This window comes from Streptococcus mitis, from assembly GCF_026782895.1.
Lineage (GTDB): Bacteria > Bacillota > Bacilli > Lactobacillales > Streptococcaceae > Streptococcus > Streptococcus mitis_CB.
The window spans coordinates 135565-157773 of the sequence record NZ_JAKUXJ010000002.1; the positions used below are offsets into that span (position 1 = coordinate 135565).

General features: G+C 42.5%; 22 protein-coding genes. 15 read left to right on the plus strand and 7 right to left on the minus strand.

The window, feature by feature from the left end:
• The first annotated feature begins 130 nt into the window (after nt 1-130).
• From MK480_RS02425 to MK480_RS02445, 5 genes are all read left to right on the plus strand, one after another.
• Nucleotides 131-961: an amino acid ABC transporter substrate-binding protein gene (locus MK480_RS02425; protein ID WP_084887778.1), complete on the plus strand. Its 831-nt coding sequence runs from the start codon at nt 131-133 to the stop codon at nt 959-961.
• A gap of 153 nt (nt 962-1114) precedes the next feature.
• Complete coding sequence (locus MK480_RS02430) at nt 1115-1969, plus strand: MetQ/NlpA family ABC transporter substrate-binding protein (protein WP_000694523.1); 855 nt, start codon at nt 1115-1117, stop codon at nt 1967-1969.
• 96 nt (nt 1970-2065) lie between these two features.
• Nucleotides 2066-3439, plus strand: coding sequence for a M20 family metallopeptidase (locus MK480_RS02435; protein WP_261022565.1), 1374 nt, complete (start codon nt 2066-2068; stop codon nt 3437-3439).
• Nucleotides 3432-4493, plus strand: coding sequence for a methionine ABC transporter ATP-binding protein (locus tag MK480_RS02440; protein ID WP_261050463.1), 1062 nt, complete (start codon nt 3432-3434; stop codon nt 4491-4493). The genes MK480_RS02435 and MK480_RS02440 overlap by 8 nt, the downstream gene beginning before the upstream one ends.
• 1 nt (nt 4494) lies before the next feature.
• On the plus strand, nt 4495-5187 hold the full coding sequence (locus tag MK480_RS02445) for a methionine ABC transporter permease (protein ID WP_000444647.1): 693 nt from the start codon (nt 4495-4497) through the stop codon (nt 5185-5187).
• Nucleotides 5188-5216: 29 nt separating this feature from the next.
• On the opposite strand, the gene MK480_RS02450 is transcribed toward MK480_RS02445, so the two are convergent.
• A complete protein-coding gene (locus MK480_RS02450; RefSeq protein ID WP_261050464.1) occupies nt 5217-5786 on the minus strand; it encodes an MptD family putative ECF transporter S component in 570 nt (189 codons plus the stop codon).
• 134 nt (nt 5787-5920) lie between these two features.
• Here MK480_RS02450 and MK480_RS02455 point away from each other — a divergent pair, with 134 nt between their 5' ends.
• The 5 genes from MK480_RS02455 (at nt 5921) to nrdI (ending at nt 10617) form a co-directional block, all read left to right on the plus strand.
• The gene (locus tag MK480_RS02455; protein ID WP_125443289.1) at nt 5921-6535 is read left to right on the plus strand and encodes a YesL family protein; all 615 of its coding nucleotides are present in this window, start codon (nt 5921-5923) and stop codon (nt 6533-6535) included.
• Nucleotides 6513-8183, plus strand: coding sequence for a sensor histidine kinase (locus MK480_RS02460; protein ID WP_326845934.1), 1671 nt, complete (start codon nt 6513-6515; stop codon nt 8181-8183). Before MK480_RS02455 ends, MK480_RS02460 begins: the two co-directional genes overlap by 23 nt.
• Nucleotides 8184-8194: 11 nt before the next feature.
• Nucleotides 8195-9481, plus strand: a complete 1287-nt coding sequence (locus MK480_RS02465; RefSeq protein WP_268707152.1) for a response regulator transcription factor — start codon at nt 8195-8197, stop codon at nt 9479-9481.
• A gap of 60 nt (nt 9482-9541) precedes the next feature.
• Nucleotides 9542-10075 carry an ABC transporter permease gene (locus MK480_RS02470; RefSeq protein WP_023946835.1) on the plus strand — a complete coding sequence of 178 codons (534 nt, stop codon included), beginning with the start codon at nt 9542-9544 and terminating at the stop codon, nt 10073-10075.
• Between the two features lie 77 nt (nt 10076-10152).
• Entirely contained in the window at nt 10153-10617 is a 465-nt protein-coding gene (gene nrdI / locus MK480_RS02475; RefSeq protein WP_004255033.1) for a class Ib ribonucleoside-diphosphate reductase assembly flavoprotein NrdI, read from the plus strand.
• Between the two features lie 47 nt (nt 10618-10664).
• Here nrdI and MK480_RS02480 read toward each other — a convergent pair whose 3' ends face one another.
• Together MK480_RS02480 and MK480_RS02485 are read right to left on the minus strand one after the other, a co-directional pair.
• Complete coding sequence (locus MK480_RS02480; protein ID WP_049500693.1) at nt 10665-11123, minus strand: DUF3021 domain-containing protein; 459 nt, start codon at nt 11121-11123, stop codon at nt 10665-10667.
• The gene (locus tag MK480_RS02485; RefSeq protein WP_268707153.1) at nt 11120-11560 is read right to left on the minus strand and encodes a LytTR family DNA-binding domain-containing protein; all 441 of its coding nucleotides are present in this window, start codon (nt 11558-11560) and stop codon (nt 11120-11122) included. The genes MK480_RS02480 and MK480_RS02485 overlap by 4 nt, the downstream gene beginning before the upstream one ends.
• A 206-nt stretch (nt 11561-11766) precedes the next feature.
• Here MK480_RS02485 and mutL point away from each other — a divergent pair, with 206 nt between their 5' ends.
• The 3 genes from mutL to MK480_RS02500 are packed head-to-tail and all read left to right on the plus strand — an operon-like array spanning nt 11767 to nt 14898.
• Nucleotides 11767-13716, plus strand: a complete 1950-nt coding sequence (gene mutL / locus MK480_RS02490) for a DNA mismatch repair endonuclease MutL (protein WP_033680827.1) — start codon at nt 11767-11769, stop codon at nt 13714-13716.
• A 15-nt stretch (nt 13717-13731) separates the two neighbouring features.
• Nucleotides 13732-14325 (plus strand): Holliday junction branch migration protein RuvA, encoded by a 594-nt coding sequence (gene ruvA / locus MK480_RS02495; protein ID WP_000273423.1) that lies wholly within the window; start codon nt 13732-13734, stop codon nt 14323-14325.
• 9 nt (nt 14326-14334) lie between these two features.
• Entirely contained in the window at nt 14335-14898 is a 564-nt protein-coding gene (locus MK480_RS02500; protein WP_000166577.1) for a DNA-3-methyladenine glycosylase I, read from the plus strand.
• Nucleotides 14899-14982: 84 nt separating this feature from the next.
• On the opposite strand, the gene MK480_RS02505 is transcribed toward MK480_RS02500, so the two are convergent.
• From MK480_RS02505 to MK480_RS02520, 4 genes are all read right to left on the minus strand, one after another.
• A complete protein-coding gene (locus MK480_RS02505; protein WP_000166114.1) occupies nt 14983-15246 on the minus strand; it encodes a SemiSWEET family transporter in 264 nt (87 codons plus the stop codon).
• Between the two features lie 105 nt (nt 15247-15351).
• Nucleotides 15352-16386 (minus strand): S66 family peptidase, encoded by a 1035-nt coding sequence (locus MK480_RS02510; protein WP_268707154.1) that lies wholly within the window; start codon nt 16384-16386, stop codon nt 15352-15354.
• Between the two features lie 137 nt (nt 16387-16523).
• Nucleotides 16524-17201, minus strand: a complete 678-nt coding sequence (locus MK480_RS02515) for a DUF1129 domain-containing protein (protein ID WP_268707155.1) — start codon at nt 17199-17201, stop codon at nt 16524-16526.
• A gap of 11 nt (nt 17202-17212) precedes the next feature.
• On the minus strand, nt 17213-18157 hold the full coding sequence (locus MK480_RS02520) for a magnesium transporter CorA family protein (RefSeq protein ID WP_000815623.1): 945 nt from the start codon (nt 18155-18157) through the stop codon (nt 17213-17215).
• A gap of 131 nt (nt 18158-18288) precedes the next feature.
• Between MK480_RS02520 and uvrA the strand changes: the two genes are divergently transcribed.
• Nucleotides 18289-21120 carry an excinuclease ABC subunit UvrA gene (gene uvrA / locus MK480_RS02525; RefSeq protein ID WP_268707156.1) on the plus strand — a complete coding sequence of 944 codons (2832 nt, stop codon included), beginning with the start codon at nt 18289-18291 and terminating at the stop codon, nt 21118-21120.
• Nucleotides 21113-22174 (plus strand): M24 family metallopeptidase, encoded by a 1062-nt coding sequence (locus tag MK480_RS02530; protein ID WP_049543967.1) that lies wholly within the window; start codon nt 21113-21115, stop codon nt 22172-22174. The genes uvrA and MK480_RS02530 overlap by 8 nt, the downstream gene beginning before the upstream one ends.
• The last annotated feature ends 35 nt before the right edge of the window (nt 22175-22209 follow it).

The following is a 22209-nucleotide window of genomic DNA, read 5'->3' on the forward strand; positions in this document are numbered from 1 at the left end:
TTGCTCTTTGATTTTCATTGAGTATAAATTAGCCATAAAGAAAACCTATCACAGAGATAGATATCATATAATGGCGTAAATGGTCTTTTTCTGTTAAGATTATAAGGTATTCTATTTTGGAGGAAATGACATGAAAAAAATCGTTAAATACTCATCTCTTGCTGCCCTAGGGCTTGTTGCTGCAGGTGTGCTTGTGGCTTGCTCAGGTGGTGCTAAGAAAGAAGGAGAAGCAGCTAGTAAGAAAGAAATTATCGTTGCAACCAATGGCTCGCCAAAACCATTTATCTATGAAGAAAATGGCGAATTGACTGGTTACGAGATTGAAGTCGTTCGCGCTATCTTTAAAGATTCTGACAAATATGATGTCAAGTTTGAAAAGACAGAATGGTCAGGTGTCTTTGCTGGTCTTGACGCTGACCGTTACAATATGGCTGTCAACAATCTTAGCTACACTAAAGAACGTGCGGAGAAATACCTATATGCCGCACCAATTGCCCAAAACCCTAATGTCCTTGTAGTGAAGAAAGATGACTCTAGTATCAAGTCTCTCGCTGATATCGGTGGAAAATCGACAGAGATTGTTCAAGCTACTACATCAGCTAAACAGTTGGAAGAATATAACAAACAACACGCAGATAACCCAACTATCCTGAACTATACTAAGGCAGATTTCCAACAAATTATGGGACGTTTGAGTGATGGACAATTTGACTATAAAATTTTTGATAAAATCGGTGTTGAAACAGTCATCAAGAACCAAGGTTTGGACAACTTGAAAGTTATCGAACTTCCAAGCGACCAACAACCGTACGTTTACCCACTTCTTGCTCAAGGTCAAGATGAGTTGAAAACATTTGTAGACAAACGTATCCAAGAACTCTACAAAGACGGAACTCTTGAAAAATTGTCAAAACAATTCTTCGGAGACACTTATCTACCAGCAGAAGCTGATATTAAATAATTTCTTGAAATCATCCATTCTGAATAAGATGGGTGATTTCTCAGTTTTTAGGGATATAGTTTTAAACTATATATCTGACTATCTAATAACAATTTGTGAAATCAAACAAATTGTGAGATACTAGTACGGTATTATTTTTAAGGAGAAAGAATCATGAAAATTAAAAAATGGCTTGGTGTAGCAGCCCTTGCTACAGTCGCAGGTTTGGCTCTTGCAGCTTGCGGAAACTCAGAAAAGAAAGCAGACAATGCAACAACTATCAAAATCGCAACTGTTAACCGTAGCGGTTCTGAAGAAAAACGTTGGGACAAAATCCAAGAATTGGTTAAAAAAGACGGCATTACCTTGGAATTTACAGAGTTCACAGACTACTCACAACCAAACAAGGCAACTGCTGATGGCGAAGTAGATTTGAACGCTTTCCAACACTATAACTTCTTGAACAACTGGAACAAAGAAAACGGAAAAGACCTTGTAGCGATTGCAGATACTTACATCTCTCCAATTCGCCTTTACTCAGGTTTGAATGGAAGTGACAACAAGTACACTAAAGTAGAAGACATCCCAGCAAACGGAGAAATTGCTGTACCGAACGATGCTACAAACGAAAGCCGTGCGCTTTACTTGCTTCAATCAGCTGGTTTGATTAAATTGGATGTTTCAGGAACTGCTCTTGCAACAGTTGCTAACATCAAAGAAAATCCAAAGAACTTGAAAATCACTGAATTGGACGCTAGCCAAACAGCTCGTTCATTGTCATCAGTTGACGCTGCCGTTGTAAACAATACCTTCGTTACAGAAGCAAAATTGGACTACAAGAAAGCACTTTTCAAAGAACAAGCTGATGAAAATTCAAAACAATGGTACAACATCATCGTTGCGAAAAAAGATTGGGAAACATCACCAAAAGCTGATGCTATCAAGAAAGTGATCGCAGCTTACCACACAGATGACGTGAAAAAAGTTATCGAAGAAACATCAGACGGTTTGGATCAACCAGTTTGGTAATAAGAAACAGGGAGGTGGGAGAGAAAATTCCACCTCTTGCTTTTGTATAGAGCATGGATTGTCAGGAAGAGTAGTTCATAGAAAGGTAGAGAGAATATGGTTTTTCCTAGCGAACAAGAACAGATTGAAAAATTTGAAAAGGATCATGTGGCCCAGCATTATTTTGAGGTTTTGCGTACCTTGATTTCTAAGAAGTCGGTCTTTGCCCAACAGGTTGGACTTAAGGAAGTTGCCAACTATCTGGGTGAGATTTTCAAGCGTGTTGGGGCTGAAGTGGAGATTGATGAGACTTATACGGCGCCCTTTGTTATGGCGCATTTCAAGAGTTCGCGTCCAGATGCCAAGACCTTGATTTTCTATAACCACTATGACACTGTGCCAGCGGATGGGGATCAGGTCTGGACAGAAGATCCTTTTACTCTTTCGGTGCGCAATGGTTTCATGTATGGACGTGGGGTTGATGACGATAAGGGTCATATCACGGCTCGCTTGAGTGCTTTGAGAAAATATATGCAGCACCATGATGACCTGCCTGTCAATATCAGTTTTATCATGGAGGGAGCGGAGGAATCGGCTTCGACAGACCTAGATAAGTATCTGGAAAAACATGCGGATAAACTCCGTGGTGCGGATTTGTTGGTATGGGAACAAGGAACCAAAAATGCTTTGGAACAGCTGGAAATTTCTGGTGGAAATAAGGGGATTGTGACCTTTGATGCCAAGGTGAAAAGCGCTGATGTCGATATCCACTCTAGTTATGGTGGGGTTGTGGAATCAGCTCCTTGGTATCTCCTCCAAGCCTTACAGTCTCTTCGCGCTGCAGATGGTCGTATCTTGGTTGAAGGTTTGTACGAAGAAGTTCAAAAACCAAATGAACGTGAATTGGCTTTGGTGGATACCTACGCTCAACGAAATCCAGGGGAAATCAGCCAGATTTATGGTTTGGAATTGCCTCTCTTACAAGAGGACCGTGCAGCCTTTCTAAAACGTTTCTTTTTTGAGCCAGCTCTTAATATCGAAGGGATTCAGTCAGGTTATCAAGGACAAGGAGTCAAAACGATTTTGCCAGCAGAAGCCAGTGCTAAGCTAGAGGTTCGTTTGGTTCCTGGTCTAGAACCGCATGATGTTCTGGAAAAAATTCGGGAACAGCTAGACAAAAATGGCTTTGATAAGGTAGAATTATACTATACCTTGGGAGAGATGAGCTATCGAAGCGATATGAGCGCACCAGCCATTCTCAATGTGATTGAGTTGGCCAAGAAATTCTATCCACAGGGCGTTTCAGTCTTGCCGACGACAGCGGGTACAGGGCCTATGCATACGGTCTTTGATGCCCTAGAGGTGCCAATGGTGGCCTTCGGTCTAGGAAATGCCAACAGTCGAGACCACGGTGGAGATGAGAACGTGCGAATCGCCGATTACTACACCCATATTGAATTAGTAGAGGAGCTGATTAGAAGCTATGAGTAGAGATATTATCAAGTTAAATCAGATCGATGTGACTTTTCATCAGAAGAAGAGAACCATCACAGCGGTCAAGGATGTGACCATTCACATCCAAGAAGGGGATATCTACGGAATCGTTGGATATTCTGGAGCAGGGAAATCAACCCTTGTACGGGTGATTAACCTCTTGCAAAAACCATCTGCAGGGAAAATTACTATTGACGACGATGTGATTTTTGATGGTAAGGTTACTTTGACGGCCGAGCAGTTGCGTCGTAAACGTCAAGATATTGGAATGATTTTCCAGCATTTTAACCTCATGAGTCAGAAGACTGCAGAGGAGAATGTAGCCTTTGCCCTCAAACACTCTAGACTCAGCAAGGAAGAAAAGAAGGCTAAAGTAGCTAAGTTGTTGGACTTGGTTGGCTTGGCGGACCGTGCTGAAAACTACCCTTCACAACTATCTGGAGGGCAAAAACAGCGTGTAGCCATTGCACGTGCCTTGGCAAATGATCCAAAAATCTTGATTTCAGACGAGTCGACTTCTGCCCTTGATCCTAAGACAACCAAGCAGATTTTGGCCTTGTTGCAAGATTTGAACCAAAAATTAGGCTTAACTGTTGTCTTGATTACGCATGAAATGCAGATTGTCAAAGACATTGCCAACCGTGTGGCAGTTATGCAGGATGGCCGTTTGATCGAAGAGGGCAGTGTCCTTGAAATTTTCTCAGACCCTAAACAACCTTTGACCCAAGACTTTATCTCAACAGCAACAGGCATTGATGAAGCCATGGTCAAGATTGAGAAGCAAGAAATCGTGGAACACTTGTCTGAAAACAGTCTCTTGGTGCAACTCAAGTACGCTGGAGCTTCAACAGACGAGCCACTTTTGAATGAATTGTACAAGCATTATCAAGTAACGGCTAATATCCTCTATGGAAATATCGAAATTCTCGATGGCACTCCTGTTGGAGAATTGGTAGTGGTCTTGTCAGGTGAAAAAGCAGCGCTAGCAGGTGCTCAAGAAGCCATTCGTCAAGCAGGCGTACAGCTAAAAGTATTGAAGGGAGGACAGTAAGATGGAATCATTGATTCAAACCTATTTACCAAATGTTTATAAAATGGGCTGGGCTGGTCAAGCAGGCTGGGGAACAGCCATCTACCTAACTCTTTATATGACAGTTCTTTCCTTCATCATCGGAGGTTTCTTGGGGCTTGTTGCAGGTCTCTTCCTCGTCTTGACAGCGCCAGGTGGTGTCTTGGAAAATAAAGTCGTTTTCTGGATTTTGGATAAAATCACCTCTATTTTCCGTGCGGTTCCATTTATCATTCTCTTGGCAGTCTTGTCACCCTTCTCTCATCTAATCGTAGGAACAAGCATTGGTCCAAATGCGGCTATCGTACCGCTATCTTTTGCAGTCTTTGCCTTCTTTGCCCGTCAAGTACAGGTGGTATTGGCTGAGCTAGATGGTGGTGTCATTGAGGCGGCTCAAGCTAGCGGAGCGACATTCTGGGATATCGTAGGTGTTTACCTATCAGAAGGCCTTCCAGATTTGATCCGTGTGACAACTGTGACCTTGATTTCACTAGTTGGTGAAACAGCTATGGCTGGTGCGGTTGGAGCTGGTGGTATCGGTAACGTGGCCATCGCTTATGGATTTAACCGCTACAATCACGATGTGACCATCTTGGCAACCATCATTATCATTTTGATTATCTTTGCAATCCAATTCTTGGGAGACTTCCTGACCAAAAAATTGAGCCATAAATAAAAAAGAGCCGCCTGGCTCTTTTTTGGTAATCAGATTTTCTGTGCCAATTTTTTACTCAAGGCTTGTCCAATCAAGGCACCCACTAGGGCTCCGATGACAATACTTGCGATAAATAGAAGGACGGTTCCAGGATTTGGAGCAACCATGATACGGTCGATATATTCTTGGGATTTTCCTCTTGCTAGAAGGGTTGCCATATAGGTTTTGGGCGCAATCCACATAAGTAAGATTGGTCCTGATGTGCTAAAGGCAAAGAGAATAAAAGAAAGGAAATTCTTTGTTTGATCTTTATATTTTCCTAAAAGAGCTACTCCATCTGCTAGGAGGCCACAGATAATTCCAGGAAGGAAGGCACCAGCACCGTGTTTAGATCCCAAGAAAAAGAGGGCCATTACAAGGCCGATAGTGGTAATGGCTCCAAAGCGCGGGACTTTTGCGACCAGAATCATATAGACGCTACCGCCGACAAGGGCAGTAAAGGCAGGCGCATAAAACATGTTTCCAGTTTGGTCAAAGAGATTGCCCAAAAGGACACCAATCCCCATGCAGAGGAAGTAAAGAACTGCAAAAAGAAGTGTAGTTAAGATAGATTTTTTCATGAATTGTCTCCTGATAATTTTTTCACAATTCTCATTGTACCACGGTTTGGTGGGATTGTAAATGGATACTAGAAGTTTTTGAAAACGCTTGAAATATGATATAATGGTTTCATAGTTATTTTTAGGGGGATATCATGGGTAGATTTTTAGACTTTGTCTTTAATCGTTTCTTTTTAGGGATGATTGCGACAGCCTTCTTTTGGCTATTAACCTTGGTAGGAGGGATTATCCTTGGTCTAGCGCCGGCTAGTGCCACCTTGATGAGCCTATATGCAGAACATGGTTATAGCTTTCGGGAATACAGTTTGAAGGAGGCGTGGTCTCTTTATAAGCAAAATTTCGTCTCAAGCAACCTGATCTTTTATAGTTTTTTAGGCGTGGATCTAGTTTTGGTCTATGGCCTGTATCTCTTGGTGCAATTGCCTCATCAGACTATTATTCATTTGATTGCGACCTTTTTGAATGTCTTAGTAGTTGCCCTGATTTTTTTGGCTTATACAGTATCTTTGAAATTACAAGTTTATTTTGATTTGTCCTATCGAAATAGTATCAAACTATCCTTGATTGGCATCTTTATGAGCTTAGCGGCTGTGGCCAAGGTTCTCCTTGGGACAGTGCTACTTGTGGCAATTGGTTACTATATGCCTGCCCTACTTTTCTTTGTAGGAATTGGGATGTGGCATTTCTTTATCAGTGATATGTTGGAACCGGTCTATGAAAGTATCCATGAAAAATTGGCGACAAAATAGAATGAAGCAGTTTTGGCTACATACGCTTCTAAGAACCTACAGTTCAGTTATGATGATTATTATTGCAAGTTTTGCAATCTTACTCTCTTACGCTGACTGGGATTCACGGGAAAAGGAAGCTCAAAGAGTAGCCCAACGTGTAACCACTCGAACAGTCGAAGAGGTGGAGTATTATTATCGCGAGTCAGCCCAGCTAGCTCAAGATTTAGTAGCCAATCAAGACCGTATACAAGGGGTTTATAAGTACTTTAGCCTGTCAACTTCTGAGTATTTTTATTGGCTGTTGGAGCATCAAGCAGCTTCGTCAACTTCTATTTCTCTGTATGAAAATATCGATGATCTTTATGTCCAAAATGACTATATAACGGGTGTTGCAATCGTCTTGCAGGACTTTAAAGAAGTTTATGTTTCGAGCAGAAATGAGAGAGGTGGTCATTCGGTACTTGCGGAAGGCTTTAAACCGGAGGCCAATAGTTTTGGAGTTCCTATTTTAGATCCAGCGACGGATCAATCTATAGGGGTTGTTTATATTTCCTTGGATCCAGAAATCTTATACCATGCTGTAGACAATACCCGAGGTCATATCCCGATGGCTGTGACTGTGACATCGCCTTTTGATACGGAGATTTTTCATATTGGTGAGAGGGTCAATAGGGAGCATGAAAACTGGTTTGTCGGTGTGACCTCTCATGGCTATCAGGTTCAGGTGGCAGTTCCCAAAAACTTTGTTTTACAAGGAACGGTGACCAGCTCTGCTTTGATTGTGGGCTTGAGCCTTCTCTTTATTGTTATTCTCTATCTGACTTTGAGGCAGACCTTTGCTAATTACCAAAAGCAGGTAGTGGATTTGGTGGATTCCATCCAAGCTATTGCCCAAGGACAAGAAGGTCTTCGCATTGACACACTTGAAAAGGATCAGGAATTGCTCTTAATCGCAGAGACCACCAATGATATGTTGGATCGCTTAGAAAAGAATATCCATGATATTTACCAACTAGAACTCAGTCAAAAAGATGCCAACATGCGAGCCCTGCAGGCGCAAATCAATCCTCATTTTATGTATAATACGCTGGAGTTCTTGCGCATGTATGCAGTTATGCAGAGTCAAGACGAGTTGGCAGATATCATTTATGAGTTCAGTAGTCTCTTGCGTAACAATATTTCCGACGAAAGAGAAACTCTTCTCAAACAGGAATTAGAATTTTGTCGGAAATATAGCTATCTCTGCATGGTTCGCTATCCCAAGTCCATTGCCTATGGTTTCAAGATAGATCCAGAGTTAGAGAATATGAAGATTCCTAAGTTTACCTTGCAACCGCTGGTAGAAAATTATTTCGCGCATGGTGTTGACCACAGACGGACAGATAATGTGATTAGCATCAAGGCGCTTAAACAGGATGGTTTTGTGGAAATTTTAGTGGTAGATAATGGCCGTGGAATGTCGGCTGAAAAACTGGCAAATATTCGAGAAAAATTAAGTCAGAGACATTTTGAACACCAAGCCAGTTACAGTGATCAAAAGCAGTCTATCGGGATTGTCAATGTCCATGAGCGTTTTGTACTCTATTTTGGGGATCGATATGCTATTACTATAGATTCTGCAGAGCAAGCAGGTGTTCAGTATCGTATTACAATTCAAGATGAGTAGAAAGGGAGAAAATGTATAAAGTATTATTAGTAGATGATGAGTACATGGTGACAGAAGGTCTGAAACGTTTGATTCCCTTTGATAAGTGGGATATGGAGGTCGTCGCAACAGCCAGTCATGCCGATGAAGCCCTAGAATATGTTCAGGAAAATCCTGTCGATGTCATCATTTCAGATGTCAATATGCCCGATAAAACAGGGCTTGATATGATTCGGGAGATGAAAGAAATCTTACCAGATATTGCCTATATCCTTCTCTCGGGTTATCAGGAGTTTGATTATGTAAAAAGAGCCATGAACCTTAGTGTGGTGGACTATTTGGTCAAACCTGTTGATAAGGTAGAGTTGGGAAATCTGCTGGAGAAGATTGCAGGTCAGCTCGGCGAGAGAGGAAAGAAAAGTCAGACCCTTAGTCAAGATTTAGATGAGGCTGGATTTGTTAGTTATCTAGGAGGTGAGGAGAATTGGTGGATAGGCCTATCCAAGGAAAAACAAGGATCTTTTACCATTCCCTACTATGTCTTGGGTCAAGACTGGCAGATTTTTATTTCTGATCAACCCCTAGATGGTTTAGTCGTTACTCCCTTTGAAGCTCCTTATCAAGAACACTTTGAACGCTGGAAGTTGAATGCTGAGAAAGCCCTCTTTTACGGTTCTGTAAATCTACAACAGTCTGAGAGTCTCTTTGCCTATTACGAACCGATTTATAGGGTTATCATTCAGGGAAATCTTAATCAAATCGTAGAAGAGTTAAATCTCTTGGAGAAGGTAGTTCTTGAAAATACACCCCGTGTTCCAATTACCAAGCAGCTTTTTATCCAGTTTGTCATGGATGTCTTCCACTTGTTTGAACACCTCAAAGCTGATGATATGACGGATATTGTCAAAACCATTCATGCTATTCAATCATTCGATCAATTGGTTCCTTATATCAAGGAAACTCTGACCCGCTTCTTTGGGCAATATCGTATGAATGAAAACGTGGTCAGTGTGCTGGAAGTCATTGGGCGTGATTATCAGAAAGAACTTTCCCTCAAGGATATCAGTAAGGATCTCTTTATCAATCCTGTCTATCTAGGGCAGTTGATCAAGCGTGAAACCAATTCGACCTTCGCAGAATTACTAAACAAACAACGCATTAAGGCTGCCCAACAGCTCTTGCTTTCAACTAGTGACAGTATCGAAGATATTTGTTATGCTGTTGGTTACAGTAATGTTGGATATTTCTATAAAGTGTTCCGAAAATTGTGCGGAAAATCGCCAAAAGCTTACCGAAAACAGGTAGAAACGACACTATAATATTTGTATCCCTTTACAAAAAGTGCTATAATATCAATAATAACATCAGGAGGTTCTATCATGAAAAAGAAACCAATTTATCTATGGGTCTTGCTCATCTTGTCTGCCCTTATTTCAGCTACGTCTCTGTTTGAACTTTTGAAGCCCTTGCCTAGTAAAGAAGTCCTTCGTGCTGCTCAAAAACAAGTTGCAGGGGTCAGTGCTCAGCAGGTAGAAGATAGCATTAATTTTAGCTATAGAGTGGCAGAAGCATCTCATTCTATTTTTAATGTGGCCTTGGTTGTACTATCTGCTATTTTAGTGGTAGTAGCGATTGTATTCCTTGTTCGTAAGAATTTGCAGTATGCAAACTATACTTATGTCGGCTATGTTTTGCTAGCCATTATTGGTTCGATTTATACCTATGTGACTTTACAAGACGCTTTGCAGCTGGTTCAAGATGAAACTATTCGTTTGACAATGGGTATTGGTTCAAAAGCTGTCAGCATTTTCTATATCGTCATCAATGTTCTCTTCCTAGCCCTTGTCTTCTACAAGATATGGCGTCAGCAAAAAGCCTTGGCTGAAGAAGAGGAAACAGAAGAACTTGCCTAAGTATTGACAAAAAAGAACTATCAAGTTACAATCTTGGTAGTTCTTTTTCGATTAAAAATAAAATCATGGAGGTACATATGAAGACAATTTCTTTAGTTTATATTAGTCTGAGTGGCAATACTGAAAGTTTTGTGACGCGCTTGAAAGACTATCTCTTGTCCCAGTACGAGGGAATTGAGGTTCAAAAGATTCATATAAAAGATTTGGTCAAAGAAGGCCAAGATTTCTATGAAATGGACCATCCCTATGTTGCTTTTTTGCCGACTTACCTAGAAGGTGGGAATGGCGTGGATAACGGAGATGTTGAGATATTGACAACGCCAGTGGGAGATTTTATCGCTTATGGTGACAATGCTAGTAAGTGTTTTGGCGTAGTTGGTTCAGGCAATCGTAACTTTAATAACCAATACTGCTTGACAGCTAAGCAATACAGTCAACGTTTTGGTTTCCCTGTCTTGGCTGACTTTGAAATGCGAGGCATGCTGGGAGATATCAAACGTGTCGCAGCGATTATTGCAGATTTGTATGAGTTGGAAAGTTGAGCTTAGGCTTGACTTTTTTATTATTCCAAGTGGTTTTATCAGCACTCTTACTTTTTATGCTTCAAGAGTTGATTGATATGGTCTACTTTTTTTGATGCTCTTTTATAGGAAATAGTCCAAATGATGAGGTAGACAATCGCAAACTCGATAATGAGTTGGAGGTAGAAAATCCAGTGGAAGGGGAACCAACCTGCTAGGGTTGCTAATGGGATAAATCCTACTAGCATAAGGAAGAAATGAGTCAGAGTTGCACGGAGCAAGCTCCAGTCACGGCTGAATAATCGCTTGCCAAAGTTGAAGAGAATACCAATAGCTGCCCAAATAAGTGTGCAGTAGAGCAAGACCAAGGCACCGTGAACCTGATGTTGCACCATCACCTGTCCGATCAGAGACTCGGGACTCAGTGGTGCGTAGGTATTTGGGGAATACATAAGTGAAAAGATGATAGAGAGGATGAGACCGATGAGGACACCAGTAGCTGCGTCGTGGAAGATTTGTTTTTTCATAGTTCTAATTTCTCCTTGATGATTTTTAGATAACGGCGTGAAGAGTAGGTGAAGCTTTCGTTTTTCAAGAAAATTTCTACCAGACCGTTGGGCGTGAGCTTCAGATGAGAGATGGAGTTGATATTGATGATTTCAGATTGGGAAATTTGGATAAAATTGCTTGGCAGAATTTCAAGGACTTGATAGAGCCGTAAATCAATATTGTAGGTCTGGCTAGCCGTTTCTGCTAGAACCTTCCGATTCTCGATATAGAAGCGCTGAACCTTGCCAATCTCAACGAGATAGACCTGATTATCAATTTTCCCTTTGATTTTTTCTGTTAGATCCAGATTTTCTGCGAAATCGATGACTTTCTGGACTTTATCTGTCGGCTGAGGTGCTTGGACAATCAGTCTTTCCTCTTCGTAAGTCTCACTAATCTGTAGTTCTACTTTCATAAATTTCTCTCCTTGTTTTTCATACAAAATTGTGATCACTTCTTGTACACCTTTATTAAACACTATTTTACGACACCTGGCAAGGGACTTTGTCTATGTGGAGGGATTTGGTTCCTATGTGGTGCTTGCTTTTCTGTCCTTTCTGAAATATGGTATAATAGCACTAATCAATTTCTAGGAAAATAGATACAGAAAGGGGCTGAAAGATGTCTCATATTATTGAATTGCCAGAGGTGCTGGCAAACCAGATTGCAGCTGGAGAGGTTATCGAGCGTCCAGCTAGCGTTGTTAAGGAGCTGGTAGAAAACGCCATTGACGCGGGTTCTAGTCAGATTATCATTGAGATTGAGGAAGCTGGTCTCAAGAAAATTCAAATCACAGATAATGGCCATGGAATTGCCCACGATGAGGTGGAATTGGCCCTGCGCCGCCATGCGACTAGTAAGATAAAAAATCAAGCCGACCTCTTTCGGATTCGGACGCTTGGTTTTCGTGGTGAAGCCCTACCTTCTATAGCGTCTGTTAGTGTCTTAACTCTTTTGACTACGGTGGATGGCGCAAGTCACGGGACTAAGCTCGTCGCACGTGGGGGAGAAGTAGAAGAAATTATCCCAGCGACCAGTCCTGTGGGAACCAAGGTTTGTGTGGAGGACCTCTTTTTCAACACGCCTGCCCGCCTCAAGTATATGAAGAGCCAGCAAGCGGAGCTGTCTCATATCATTGATATTGTCAACCGTCTGGGCTTGGCCCATCCTGAGATTTCTTTCAGCTTGATTAGTGATGGCAAGGAAATGACGCGGACAGCTGGGACTGGTCAACTGCGTCAAGCTATTGCAGGGATTTACGGTTTGGCGAGTGCCAAGAAGATGATTGAAATTGAGAATTCTGACCTAGATTTCGAAATTTCAGGTTTTGTGTCCTTGCCTGAGTTAACTCGGGCCAATCGCAATTATATCAGTCTCTTCATCAATGGCCGTTATATCAAGAACTTTTTACTCAATCGTGCTATTCTTGACGGTTATGGCAGTAAGCTCATGGTGGGGCGTTTTCCACTGGCTGTCATTCACATCCATATCGATCCTTATCTAGCGGATGTCAATGTGCATCCGACTAAGCAAGAGGTGCGGATTTCCAAGGAAAAAGAACTGATGACCCTGGTCTCAGAAGCTATTTCCAACAGTCTCAAGGAGCAAACTTTGATACCAGATGCCTTGGAAAATCTTGCCAAGTCGACCGTGCGCAATCGTGAGAAGGTGGAGCAGACCATTCTCCCACTCAAAGAAAATACGCTCTACTATGAGAATACTGAGCCGACAAGACCTAGTCAAGCTGAGGTGGCTGATTATCAGGTAGAATTGACTGATGAAGGACAGGATTTAACTTTATTTGCCAAGGAAACCTTGGACCAGCTGACCAAGCCCGCAAAACTGCATTTTGCAGAGAGAAAGCCTGCTAACTATGACCAATTAGACCATCCGGAGTTAGACCTAGCTAGTCTTGATAAGGCTTATGACAAACTGGAGCGAGAAGAATCTTCAAGCTTCCCAGAGTTGGAATTTTTCGGGCAAATGCATGGAACCTATCTCTTTGCCCAAGGGCGAGATGGACTTTACATCATAGACCAACATGCGGCGCAGGAACGGGTCAAGTACGAGGAGTATCGTGAAAGCATTGGTGATGTTGACCAGAGCCAGCAGCAACTTCTAGTGCCTTACATCTTTGAGTTTCCTGCGGATGATGCTCTGCGTCTCAAGGAAAGAATGACACATTTGGAGGAAGTGGGCGTCTTTCTAGCAGAGTACGGAGAAAATCAATTTATCCTGCGTGAACATCCTATTTGGATGGCAGAGGAGGAAATCGAGTCAGGCATCTATGAGATGTGCGACATGCTCCTTTTGACCAAGGAAGTTTCTATCAAGAAATATCGAGCAGAGTTGGCTATTATGATGTCCTGCAAGCGGTCTATCAAGGCCAACCATCGTATTGACGACCATTCGGCTAGACAGCTCCTCTATCAGCTCTCTCAATGTGACAATCCCTATAACTGTCCCCACGGACGCCCTGTTTTGGTGCATTTTACCAAGTCGGATATGGAAAAGATGTTCCGACGTATTCAGGAAAATCACACCAGTCTCCGTGAGTTGGGGAAATATTAAACTAAAAGGAAAACTATGTACGAATATTTAAAAGGAATCATTACCAAAATCACTGCTAAATACATTGTTCTTGAAGTCAATGGTATCGGTTATATTTTGCATGTGGCCAATCCTTATGCCTATTCAGGACAGGTTAATCAGGAGGCTCAGATTTATGTGCATCAAGTCGTGCGTGAGGACGCTCATCTGCTTTATGGATTTCGCTCAGAAGACGAGAAGAAGCTCTTTCTCAGTCTGATTTCGGTCTCTGGGATTGGTCCTGTATCAGCTCTGGCTATCATCGCTGCCGATGACAATGCTGGCTTGGTTCAAGCAATTGAAACTAAGAACATCACCTACTTGACCAAATTCCCTAAAATTGGCAAGAAAACAGCCCAGCAGATGGTGCTGGACTTGGAAGGCAAGGTAGTAGTTGCAGGAGATGACCTTCCTGCTAAGGTAGCAGTGCAAGCTAGCGCTGAAAACCAAGAATTGGAAGAAGCCATGGAAGCCATGTTGGCTCTGGGCTACAAGGCAACAGAGCTCAAGAAAATCAAGAAATTCTTTGAAGGAACGACAGATACAGCTGAGAACTATATCAAGTCTGCCCTCAAAATGTTGGTCAAATAGGAGCAGAGCATGACAAAACGTTGTTCGTGGGTCAAGATGACCAATCCGCTCTACATTGCCTATCATGATGAGGAATGGGGTCAGCCCCTCCATGATGACCAAGCATTGTTTGAGTTGTTGTGTATGGAAACCTATCAGGCAGGCCTGTCTTGGGAAACGGTGCTCAACAAACGACATGCTTTCCGAGAAGCCTTTCATGGCTATCAAATTCAAGCGGTCGCAGAGATGACTGATACCGAATTGGAAAACTTGCTGGAGAATCCAGCCATCATCCGAAATAGAGCCAAGATTTTTGCTACACGCGCTAACGCCCAAGCATTTTTACGACTACAGGAAGAATATGGCTCTTTTGATGCCTATCTTTGGTCCTTTGTTGAGGGGAAAACGATCGTTAACGATGTTCCCGATTACCGCCAAGCCCCAGCTAAAACACCTCTGTCTGAGAAGTTAGCCAAAGATCTCAAAAAACGAGGCTTCAAGTTCACAGGCCCAGTCGCCGTCTTGTCTTTTCTACAGGCTGCAGGGCTAGTTGATGACCATGAGAATGATTGTGAGTGGAAAAGCGGTCGTTAGTATGTACAGGTAACTAGCATATCTGAGAATATAGAAAAAAGCTGAGAAATTTTTCCCAGCTTTTTATATATACTATTAGATTTGTTAGAGTGAAGTCAAAAAAGTGATTCCACCTAAAATAACACCAGCTGAATTTGGAATGATTAGTATCCAATCCTTCTTAGGTTCCTTTGTCCATCCATAAATAACCCAGATTAAGCAAGATATAGCAGCTGATAAAGGTTGAAATGGTTGAGCTTTATTTCCCTGTAAATTAGCGATAATTTGAGGTATGTAGGCAATAAATACTATAATTCCAATAAAGGCACCAATAGAACCTACGATTCGATTAATTTTTTGTTTTGTCATATACACCTCCTTCAAAAGGATATCATAGAAATTAGCGAAATGCAATAAATTCAGATACAAATTGTAACGAAAACGAATACAAAAGCACAAAAATAGAGAAACTATTTATTTTTTGTTATAGTCAAAGCGAATGATTTGCTCCTTTGCATCTACATAGGCGTGAACTCCGAAGGGTACAATTGCTCTTGGAGTTGCGTGGCCGACATTTAGATTATAGATAATCGGGATATTGCTGTCAATAATATCCAATAGTGCCTCTTTATAGTCGTCATAGAAAGTTTCATCCATAGGTTTTCCGACCAAGAGTCCACTGATGACCTCGAATATACCAGTGTCTTTTAAAGTCCGCAACATATTTTTGAAGTCTTCCAGCTCAGGCTTTTCTTCGCTTGTTTCTAGCAAGAGGATTTTTCCTTTCCAGTCTGACAAGTCAGGGAAGAGTTTGTATTTTTGGCAGAGCTCCGTGCTATCTGTGTATCGAGAGTTGTCAAAGATATCGTAGAGGGATTCGAGGCAACCACCGAGGATTTTTCCCTCGAACTGGGCATTTCCTTGCAACAGTTCAAAACCAGTATTTTCATGACTGACACGAGGTGTCCCCAGAGCCTTGGGACTGAAGTCAGTCCTTTCCTCATACCAAGCATTGCTAGGGCGGATTTCTGAGATTCTTCCCGTCTCAATCAATTCTTTAAAGTAGTGAAGGCTATAGGGTAACATCTCCTTGTCCAATTCACAAATGTCTGCTAAAAAGGATTGACCATAAAAAGTTTTAACACCTAGTTTATGCAACATGAGATGGTTCATGGTTGTATCTGAGAAGCCAAGAAAAATTTTCTGTTTGATAACTTTTTGTAGTTGGTCATTTTCAAAAAGATAAGGTAGTAAGCGATAGGTATCGTCTCCACCGATGGCGCATAGGATCATGTCGATGCTATCATCAGAAAAGGCTTGCATCAAATCCTCCGCACGGGCTTCAGGATGGTCCTTGATAAAGTCTAAGCCTTTTAACGAATGGGGCAAAAAGATAGGATTAAGTCCCAGATCCTTGAGACGTTGGACACCCAAGTCCACTTCGTGTTTGACAAAGTCTTCTCCGATAATGCCACTAGACAAACTAACAATACCAATAGTAGAAACCATATCTCATCCTCCTAGAAATAGATTGAGTCTATTTTATCACAAAAGATAAGAGAAAACTATGGGATTTCAGAAGAATACTTTAAAATCAAGAAAGTAGTAAAAAAGCAACCGCACTTGCAGTTGCTTTTATCGTTCTCTTAATAACGTGTTGGTCCTGCACTTGCGCTGCGGATGTTCAAGCGTTTCTTGAGATAGAAGCGAAGGGTTAGGAGGGCTGCTCCGATAATAGCTAGTGGCAATGGAGCAAGTACTGGGTTAAGGCTAGCTGGTAGGAAGCTTGTTGCAAAGAAAACAAGCAACCAAAGGAACATAGAAGCTAGGATAACTAGTACAGATTTCCAGAAAGGTGGACGTTGACTGCGGTCCATATCTGGTCCATAGTATTGATAAACGAAGTAGTACATCAAGTAGAAGGCAAATCCACCAACCAGTCCAACTAGCAGGAGGGTAATCAAACCGTAACCGATAGCCTGATCTGCTGAGAAGAAGGTTGTGAGGGCGCTGACGAGGGCAAAGAGGCTAGTGATGAAAAGAGCTGAGTCCATAATCATGAGTTTTGGATCATCATTTTCTTTTGGATGCTCTTTTTCATATTGCTCCTTGACAGAGAAGCTATGAGCCCAATGGGTTGGTGCGCCGTAGAGGGAACGAGCAGTCGTACCCTTGGCTTGCTCCTCAAGGATTTGGGGAATAACTTCCTCAAAAATAGTCTTGATTTCAGCGTCTGTTTTTCCATCTTTGATGAATTGTTGGGTAGCGATGTGGATAAACTCTTGGTTTTTCTTAGTTAATTTTTGTAGATCAATCTGAGACATAGGAACTCCTCTTAGAACCATTTTTTATGGATGAGATAGAGAGTGAGCGAGACACTCATAGCAAAGGCGATAAAGACGATTAACCAAAAAGCATTTGGCTCGCCGTTTAGGGGGATTTCATTATCCTTAAAGTTCATCCCGTAGGCAGAAAAGACCATGGTTGGGATAGACATGACGATGGTCACAAGGGCCAAGGTTTTCATGATGTTGTTCTGGTTGTTAGAAATGATAGAGGCAAAGGTCTCTGTCATAGAGTGTAAGACATTTCCATAGATATCTGCCATCTCGATGGCCTGTTGGGTTTCAATCAGGGTATCTTCAAGCAGGTCTTCGTCCTCAAGGTATTTCTTGATATTGCTGGTTGAGCTGGTCAATTTCTTGATCACGCGCTCATTTGTTTTGAGGGAGGCCTTGAAATAGACGATGGTTTTTTCCAATTCCATGAGCTCAATCAATTCTTCATTACGAGTTGATTGATGCAGTTGACTTTCGATTTGCTCACTCTTACGGTCGATTGAACGAAGGGCTGTTAGGTAAAGCTCTGCATTGCGATAAAGAATCTGGAAGATAAAACGCGAACGCATGAAGGTGTAGAAATTACGCAAACGACGGTTGATAAAGACATCGAGGACTGGTAGTGGTTCCAAACACGTAGTGATAATGGTTTCCTCGGTGATGATAATACCAAGAGGGATGGTGACGTAGTAGGTGCGGTTATTTCTTTCTTCTGTAACTGGCACGTCAACGATAATCAGGGTATACTCGTCTTCAATCGTAATACGAGACATTTCTTCCGCATCGAGCGGTGCTCGGAGGTCGGCAATATCAATATCGAAGGCGTTAGCGATTTCGAGTGATTCATTTTGAGTCGGATTAACGAGATTGATCCAAGTACCCGGTTCAAGCGTATCGATCTCTTTAAATTCAGTTGTTGTAGAGAGAAAAACTTGTTTCATATCCCTTATCCTTTCTCATTTTTCAGATTTTTTCACACCGTACTATTATACTACAAAATCAGCTTTTTGGGTAATAGAATCTCACTTTTTTTGGTATAATGGTAAGCAATAATGGACTAGAAAGAACAAAGATGCAAGATAAAATTGTCATTCATGGGGCGCGTGCCCATAATTTAAAAAATATTGATGTGGAGATTCCACGAGACAAGTTGGTCGTCGTAACAGGCTTATCAGGTTCAGGGAAATCCAGTCTGGCCTTTGATACCCTCTATGCGGAGGGTCAACGTCGCTATGTAGAGAGTTTGTCAGCCTACGCTCGTCAATTCTTGGGAAATATGGAGAAGCCTGATGTAGATGCTATTGATGGCCTCAGCCCAGCTATTTCTATTGACCAGAAAACGACTAGTAAAAACCCTCGCTCGACAGTGGGAACCACGACTGAAATCAATGACTATCTGCGTCTCCTCTACGCGCGTGTGGGGACGCCTTACTGTATCAACGGGCATGGAGCTATCAAGGCTTCTTCTGTGGAGCAAATCGTTGATAAGGTTTTGGAGTTACCTGAACGCCAGCGCTTGCAAATCTTGGCCCCTGTCATCCGCAAGAAAAAAGGCCAACATAAGAGTGTTATCGAGAAGGTTCAGAAAGATGGGTATGTTCGTGTCCGTGTGGATGGGGAAGTCTATGATGTGACCGAAGTGCCAGAATTGTCAAAGAGCAAGCAACACAATATTGATGTCGTGGTTGACCGTATTGTCATCAAGGAGGGCATTCGTAGTCGTCTCTTTGATTCCATTGAGGCTGCCCTTCGTATCGCAGAAGGCTATGTCATTATCGACACTATGGACGACTCTGAGTTGTTGTTCTCTGAGCATTATGCCTGTCCAGTTTGTGGCTTTACTGTTCCAGAGTTAGAGCCACGTCTCTTCTCATTCAATGCTCCTTTTGGTTCTTGTAGTGAGTGTGACGGCTTGGGTATCAAGCTGGAGGTGGATACTGATTTGGTAGTGCCAGATGCCAGCAAAACGCTACGTGAGGGGGCGCTAGCACCTTGGAATCCAATCTCATCCAACTACTATCCAAATATGTTAGAGCAGGCCATGACAGCCTTTGGAGTGGATATGGATAAGCCTTTTGAGGACTTGTCAGAAGAAGATAAGAACTTGATTCTCTATGGGTCTGATGGCAAGGAATTCCATTTCCACTATGAAAATGAATTTGGTGGTGTACGCGATATTGACATTCCGTTTGAAGGAGTTGTCAATAATATCAAACGTCGTTACCATGAAACTAATAGCGATTACACTCGCACCCAGATGCGCCTCTACATGAATGAGCTGACCTGCGGAACCTGTCACGGCTATCGTCTTAATGATCAGGCCTTGTCTGTCCGTGTGGGTGGTGAGCAAGGGCCACATATCGGAGAAATTTCAGACCTGTCTATCGCAGACCACTTGGAATTAGTCAGTCAGTTGACTCTTTCTGAAAATGAAGCCATCATCGCTCGTCCCATTCTCAAGGAAATCAAGGATCGTTTGACCTTCCTTAATAACGTGGGTCTTAACTATCTGACTCTGTCACGTTCGGCAGGAACCCTTTCAGGTGGGGAAAGTCAGCGTATTCGTTTGGCAACCCAGATTGGTTCTAACCTATCAGGTGTCCTCTATATCCTAGATGAGCCATCGATTGGGCTTCACCAGAGGGACAATGACCGTCTGATTGCCAGTCTGAAAAAGATGCGTGACTTGGGTAATACACTCATTGTGGTGGAACATGATGAAGACACTATGCGCGAAGCGGATTATCTGATTGACGTTGGTCCTGGTGCGGGTGCTTTTGGTGGGGAAATTGTTGCGGCAGGTACGCCTAAACAGGTAGCTCGTAACAGTAAGTCTATCACAGGCCAGTACTTGTCAGGAAAACGTGCCATTCCAGTACCAGCAGAGCGCCGTACCGGAAATGGTCGTTTTATCGAAGTGACAGGAGCGCGTGAGAACAACCTGCAAAATGTCACGGCTCGCTTCCCACTAGGAAAATTCATCGCAGTGACAGGTGTGTCGGGTTCAGGGAAATCGACCTTAATCAACAGCATCCTCAAAAAAGCCATTGCCCAGAAGCTTAACCGCAATTCAGACAAACCAGGTAAATTCAAAACCATTACAGGGATTGAGCATGTAGACCGCTTGATTGACATTGACCAAAGTCCTATCGGACGAACGCCGAGGTCCAACCCTGCTACCTATACGGGAGTTTTTGACGATATACGTGACCTTTTTGCTCAGACAAATGAAGCTAAGATTCGAGGCTACAAGAAGGGTCGTTTCAGTTTCAACGTTAAGGGAGGTCGTTGTGAAGCCTGCTCAGGTGACGGGATCATCAAGATTGAGATGCACTTCTTGCCAGATGTTTATGTGGCTTGTGAAGTCTGCCACGGAACCCGCTACAATAGTGAAACCCTAGAAGTTCATTACAAGGAAAAAAATATCTCGCAGGTCTTGGATATGACCGTCAACGATGCAGTGGAATTCTTCCAACATATTCCAAAGATTCAACGTAAACTTCAGACCATCAAGGATGTGGGACTGGGCTATGTGACGCTAGGGCAACCAGCTACCACCCTTTCTGGGGGAGAAGCCCAGCGTATGAAGCTGGCTAGTGAACTCCACAAACGATCGACAGGAAAATCTTTCTACATTCTGGATGAGCCGACGACAGGTCTTCATACCGAGGATATCGCTCGCTTGCTTAAGGTTTTAGCTCGCTTTGTAGACGATGGCAATACAGTCCTCGTCATTGAGCACAATCTAGACGTTATTAAGACTGCAGACCATATTATTGACTTGGGACCTGAGGGCGGTGTCGGTGGTGGAACCATCATCGCAACAGGAACTCCAGAAGAAGTAGCGGCCAATGAAGCCAGCTACACAGGACACTATTTGAAAGGAAAGTTACATCATGAATAAACGTGTACAAGCATTTCTAGCTAAAATGCAAGAAAAAGAACTAGATGGCATCATCATCAATAACCTTAAAAACGTCTATTATTTGACTGGTTTTTGGGGCTCAAACGGAACAGTCTTCATCAGCCGTGACCGTCAGGTCTTGGTGACAGACTCTCGCTATATCATTGCAGCTAAGCAAGAAACCAGTGGGTTTGAGATTGTGGCTGATCGTGATGAATTGGCTGTCATTGCAGGCATTGTTAAGGATATGGGCTTGTCTCGAATCGGTTTTGAGGATGAGATTTCAGTATCTTATTACCACCGTATGCAGGTAGCCTTTGAAGGAATTGACTTGCTTCCACAAACTCAGTTTGTTGAAGGTCTTCGAATGATTAAGGATGAGGCAGAGATTGCAGCGATTCGAAAGGCTTGTTCTATCTCAGACCAAGCTTTCCGCGATGCGCTTGACTTTATTAAGCCAGGAAAAACTGAAATTGAAATTGCCAACTTCCTTGACTTCCGTATGCGTGAGTTGGGAGCATCTGGCTTATCTTTTGACACTATTCTAGCTAGTGGTATCAACTCTTCCAAACCTCATGCTCATCCTATGCACAAACCAGTGGAACTAGGAGAAGCCGTTACTATGGACTTCGGTTGCCTTTATGACCACTATGTCAGTGATATGACCCGGACTATCTACTTGGGACACGTCAGTGATGAGCAGGCAGAGATTTACAATACGGTTCTCAAAGCCAACCAAGCCTTGATTGACCAAGCTAAGGCTGGCTTAGGTTTCCGTGACTTTGACAAAATTCCTCGTGATATTATCATTGAAGCAGGCTATGGCGACTACTTTACCCACGGTATCGGACACGGTATTGGGCTGGATATTCATGAAGAGCCTTACTTTAGCCAAACTTCTACAGAAACTATTAAGGCAGGTATGGCCTTGACCGATGAACCAGGTATCTACATCGAAGGCAAATATGGCGTTCGTATTGAGGATGATATCCTGATTACAGAGACAGGTTGTGAATTGTTGACCCTAGCTCCAAAAGAGTTGATAGTTATCTAAGAATTAAACAACTCAGATGATTGACTTTTAAATTT

Excerpts from the sequence above, each read along its gene's own strand:
- MK480_RS02425 (WP_084887778.1), top strand. The coding sequence starts at position 131 with ATGAAAAAAATCGTTAAATACTCATCTCTTGCTGCCCTAGGGCTTGTT.
- MK480_RS02430 (WP_000694523.1), top strand. The coding sequence starts at position 1,115 with ATGAAAATTAAAAAATGGCTTGGTGTAGCAGCCCTTGCTACAGTCGCA.
- MK480_RS02435 (WP_261022565.1), top strand. The coding sequence starts at position 2,066 with ATGGTTTTTCCTAGCGAACAAGAACAGATTGAAAAATTTGAAAAGGAT.
- MK480_RS02440 (WP_261050463.1), top strand. The coding sequence starts at position 3,432 with ATGAGTAGAGATATTATCAAGTTAAATCAGATCGATGTGACTTTTCAT.
- MK480_RS02445 (WP_000444647.1), top strand. The coding sequence starts at position 4,495 with ATGGAATCATTGATTCAAACCTATTTACCAAATGTTTATAAAATGGGC.
- MK480_RS02450 (WP_261050464.1), bottom strand. The coding sequence starts at position 5,786 with ATGAAAAAATCTATCTTAACTACACTTCTTTTTGCAGTTCTTTACTTC.
- MK480_RS02455 (WP_125443289.1), top strand. The coding sequence starts at position 5,921 with ATGGGTAGATTTTTAGACTTTGTCTTTAATCGTTTCTTTTTAGGGATG.
- MK480_RS02460 (WP_326845934.1), top strand. The coding sequence starts at position 6,513 with ATGAAAAATTGGCGACAAAATAGAATGAAGCAGTTTTGGCTACATACG.
- MK480_RS02465 (WP_268707152.1), top strand. The coding sequence starts at position 8,195 with ATGTATAAAGTATTATTAGTAGATGATGAGTACATGGTGACAGAAGGT.
- MK480_RS02470 (WP_023946835.1), top strand. The coding sequence starts at position 9,542 with ATGAAAAAGAAACCAATTTATCTATGGGTCTTGCTCATCTTGTCTGCC.
- nrdI (WP_004255033.1), top strand. The coding sequence starts at position 10,153 with ATGAAGACAATTTCTTTAGTTTATATTAGTCTGAGTGGCAATACTGAA.
- MK480_RS02480 (WP_049500693.1), bottom strand. The coding sequence starts at position 11,123 with ATGAAAAAACAAATCTTCCACGACGCAGCTACTGGTGTCCTCATCGGT.
- MK480_RS02485 (WP_268707153.1), bottom strand. The coding sequence starts at position 11,560 with ATGAAAGTAGAACTACAGATTAGTGAGACTTACGAAGAGGAAAGACTG.
- mutL (WP_033680827.1), top strand. The coding sequence starts at position 11,767 with ATGTCTCATATTATTGAATTGCCAGAGGTGCTGGCAAACCAGATTGCA.
- ruvA (WP_000273423.1), top strand. The coding sequence starts at position 13,732 with ATGTACGAATATTTAAAAGGAATCATTACCAAAATCACTGCTAAATAC.
- MK480_RS02500 (WP_000166577.1), top strand. The coding sequence starts at position 14,335 with ATGACAAAACGTTGTTCGTGGGTCAAGATGACCAATCCGCTCTACATT.
- MK480_RS02505 (WP_000166114.1), bottom strand. The coding sequence starts at position 15,246 with ATGACAAAACAAAAAATTAATCGAATCGTAGGTTCTATTGGTGCCTTT.
- MK480_RS02510 (WP_268707154.1), bottom strand. The coding sequence starts at position 16,386 with ATGGTTTCTACTATTGGTATTGTTAGTTTGTCTAGTGGCATTATCGGA.
- MK480_RS02515 (WP_268707155.1), bottom strand. The coding sequence starts at position 17,201 with ATGTCTCAGATTGATCTACAAAAATTAACTAAGAAAAACCAAGAGTTT.
- MK480_RS02520 (WP_000815623.1), bottom strand. The coding sequence starts at position 18,157 with ATGAAACAAGTTTTTCTCTCTACAACAACTGAATTTAAAGAGATCGAT.
- uvrA (WP_268707156.1), top strand. The coding sequence starts at position 18,289 with ATGCAAGATAAAATTGTCATTCATGGGGCGCGTGCCCATAATTTAAAA.
- MK480_RS02530 (WP_049543967.1), top strand. The coding sequence starts at position 21,113 with ATGAATAAACGTGTACAAGCATTTCTAGCTAAAATGCAAGAAAAAGAA.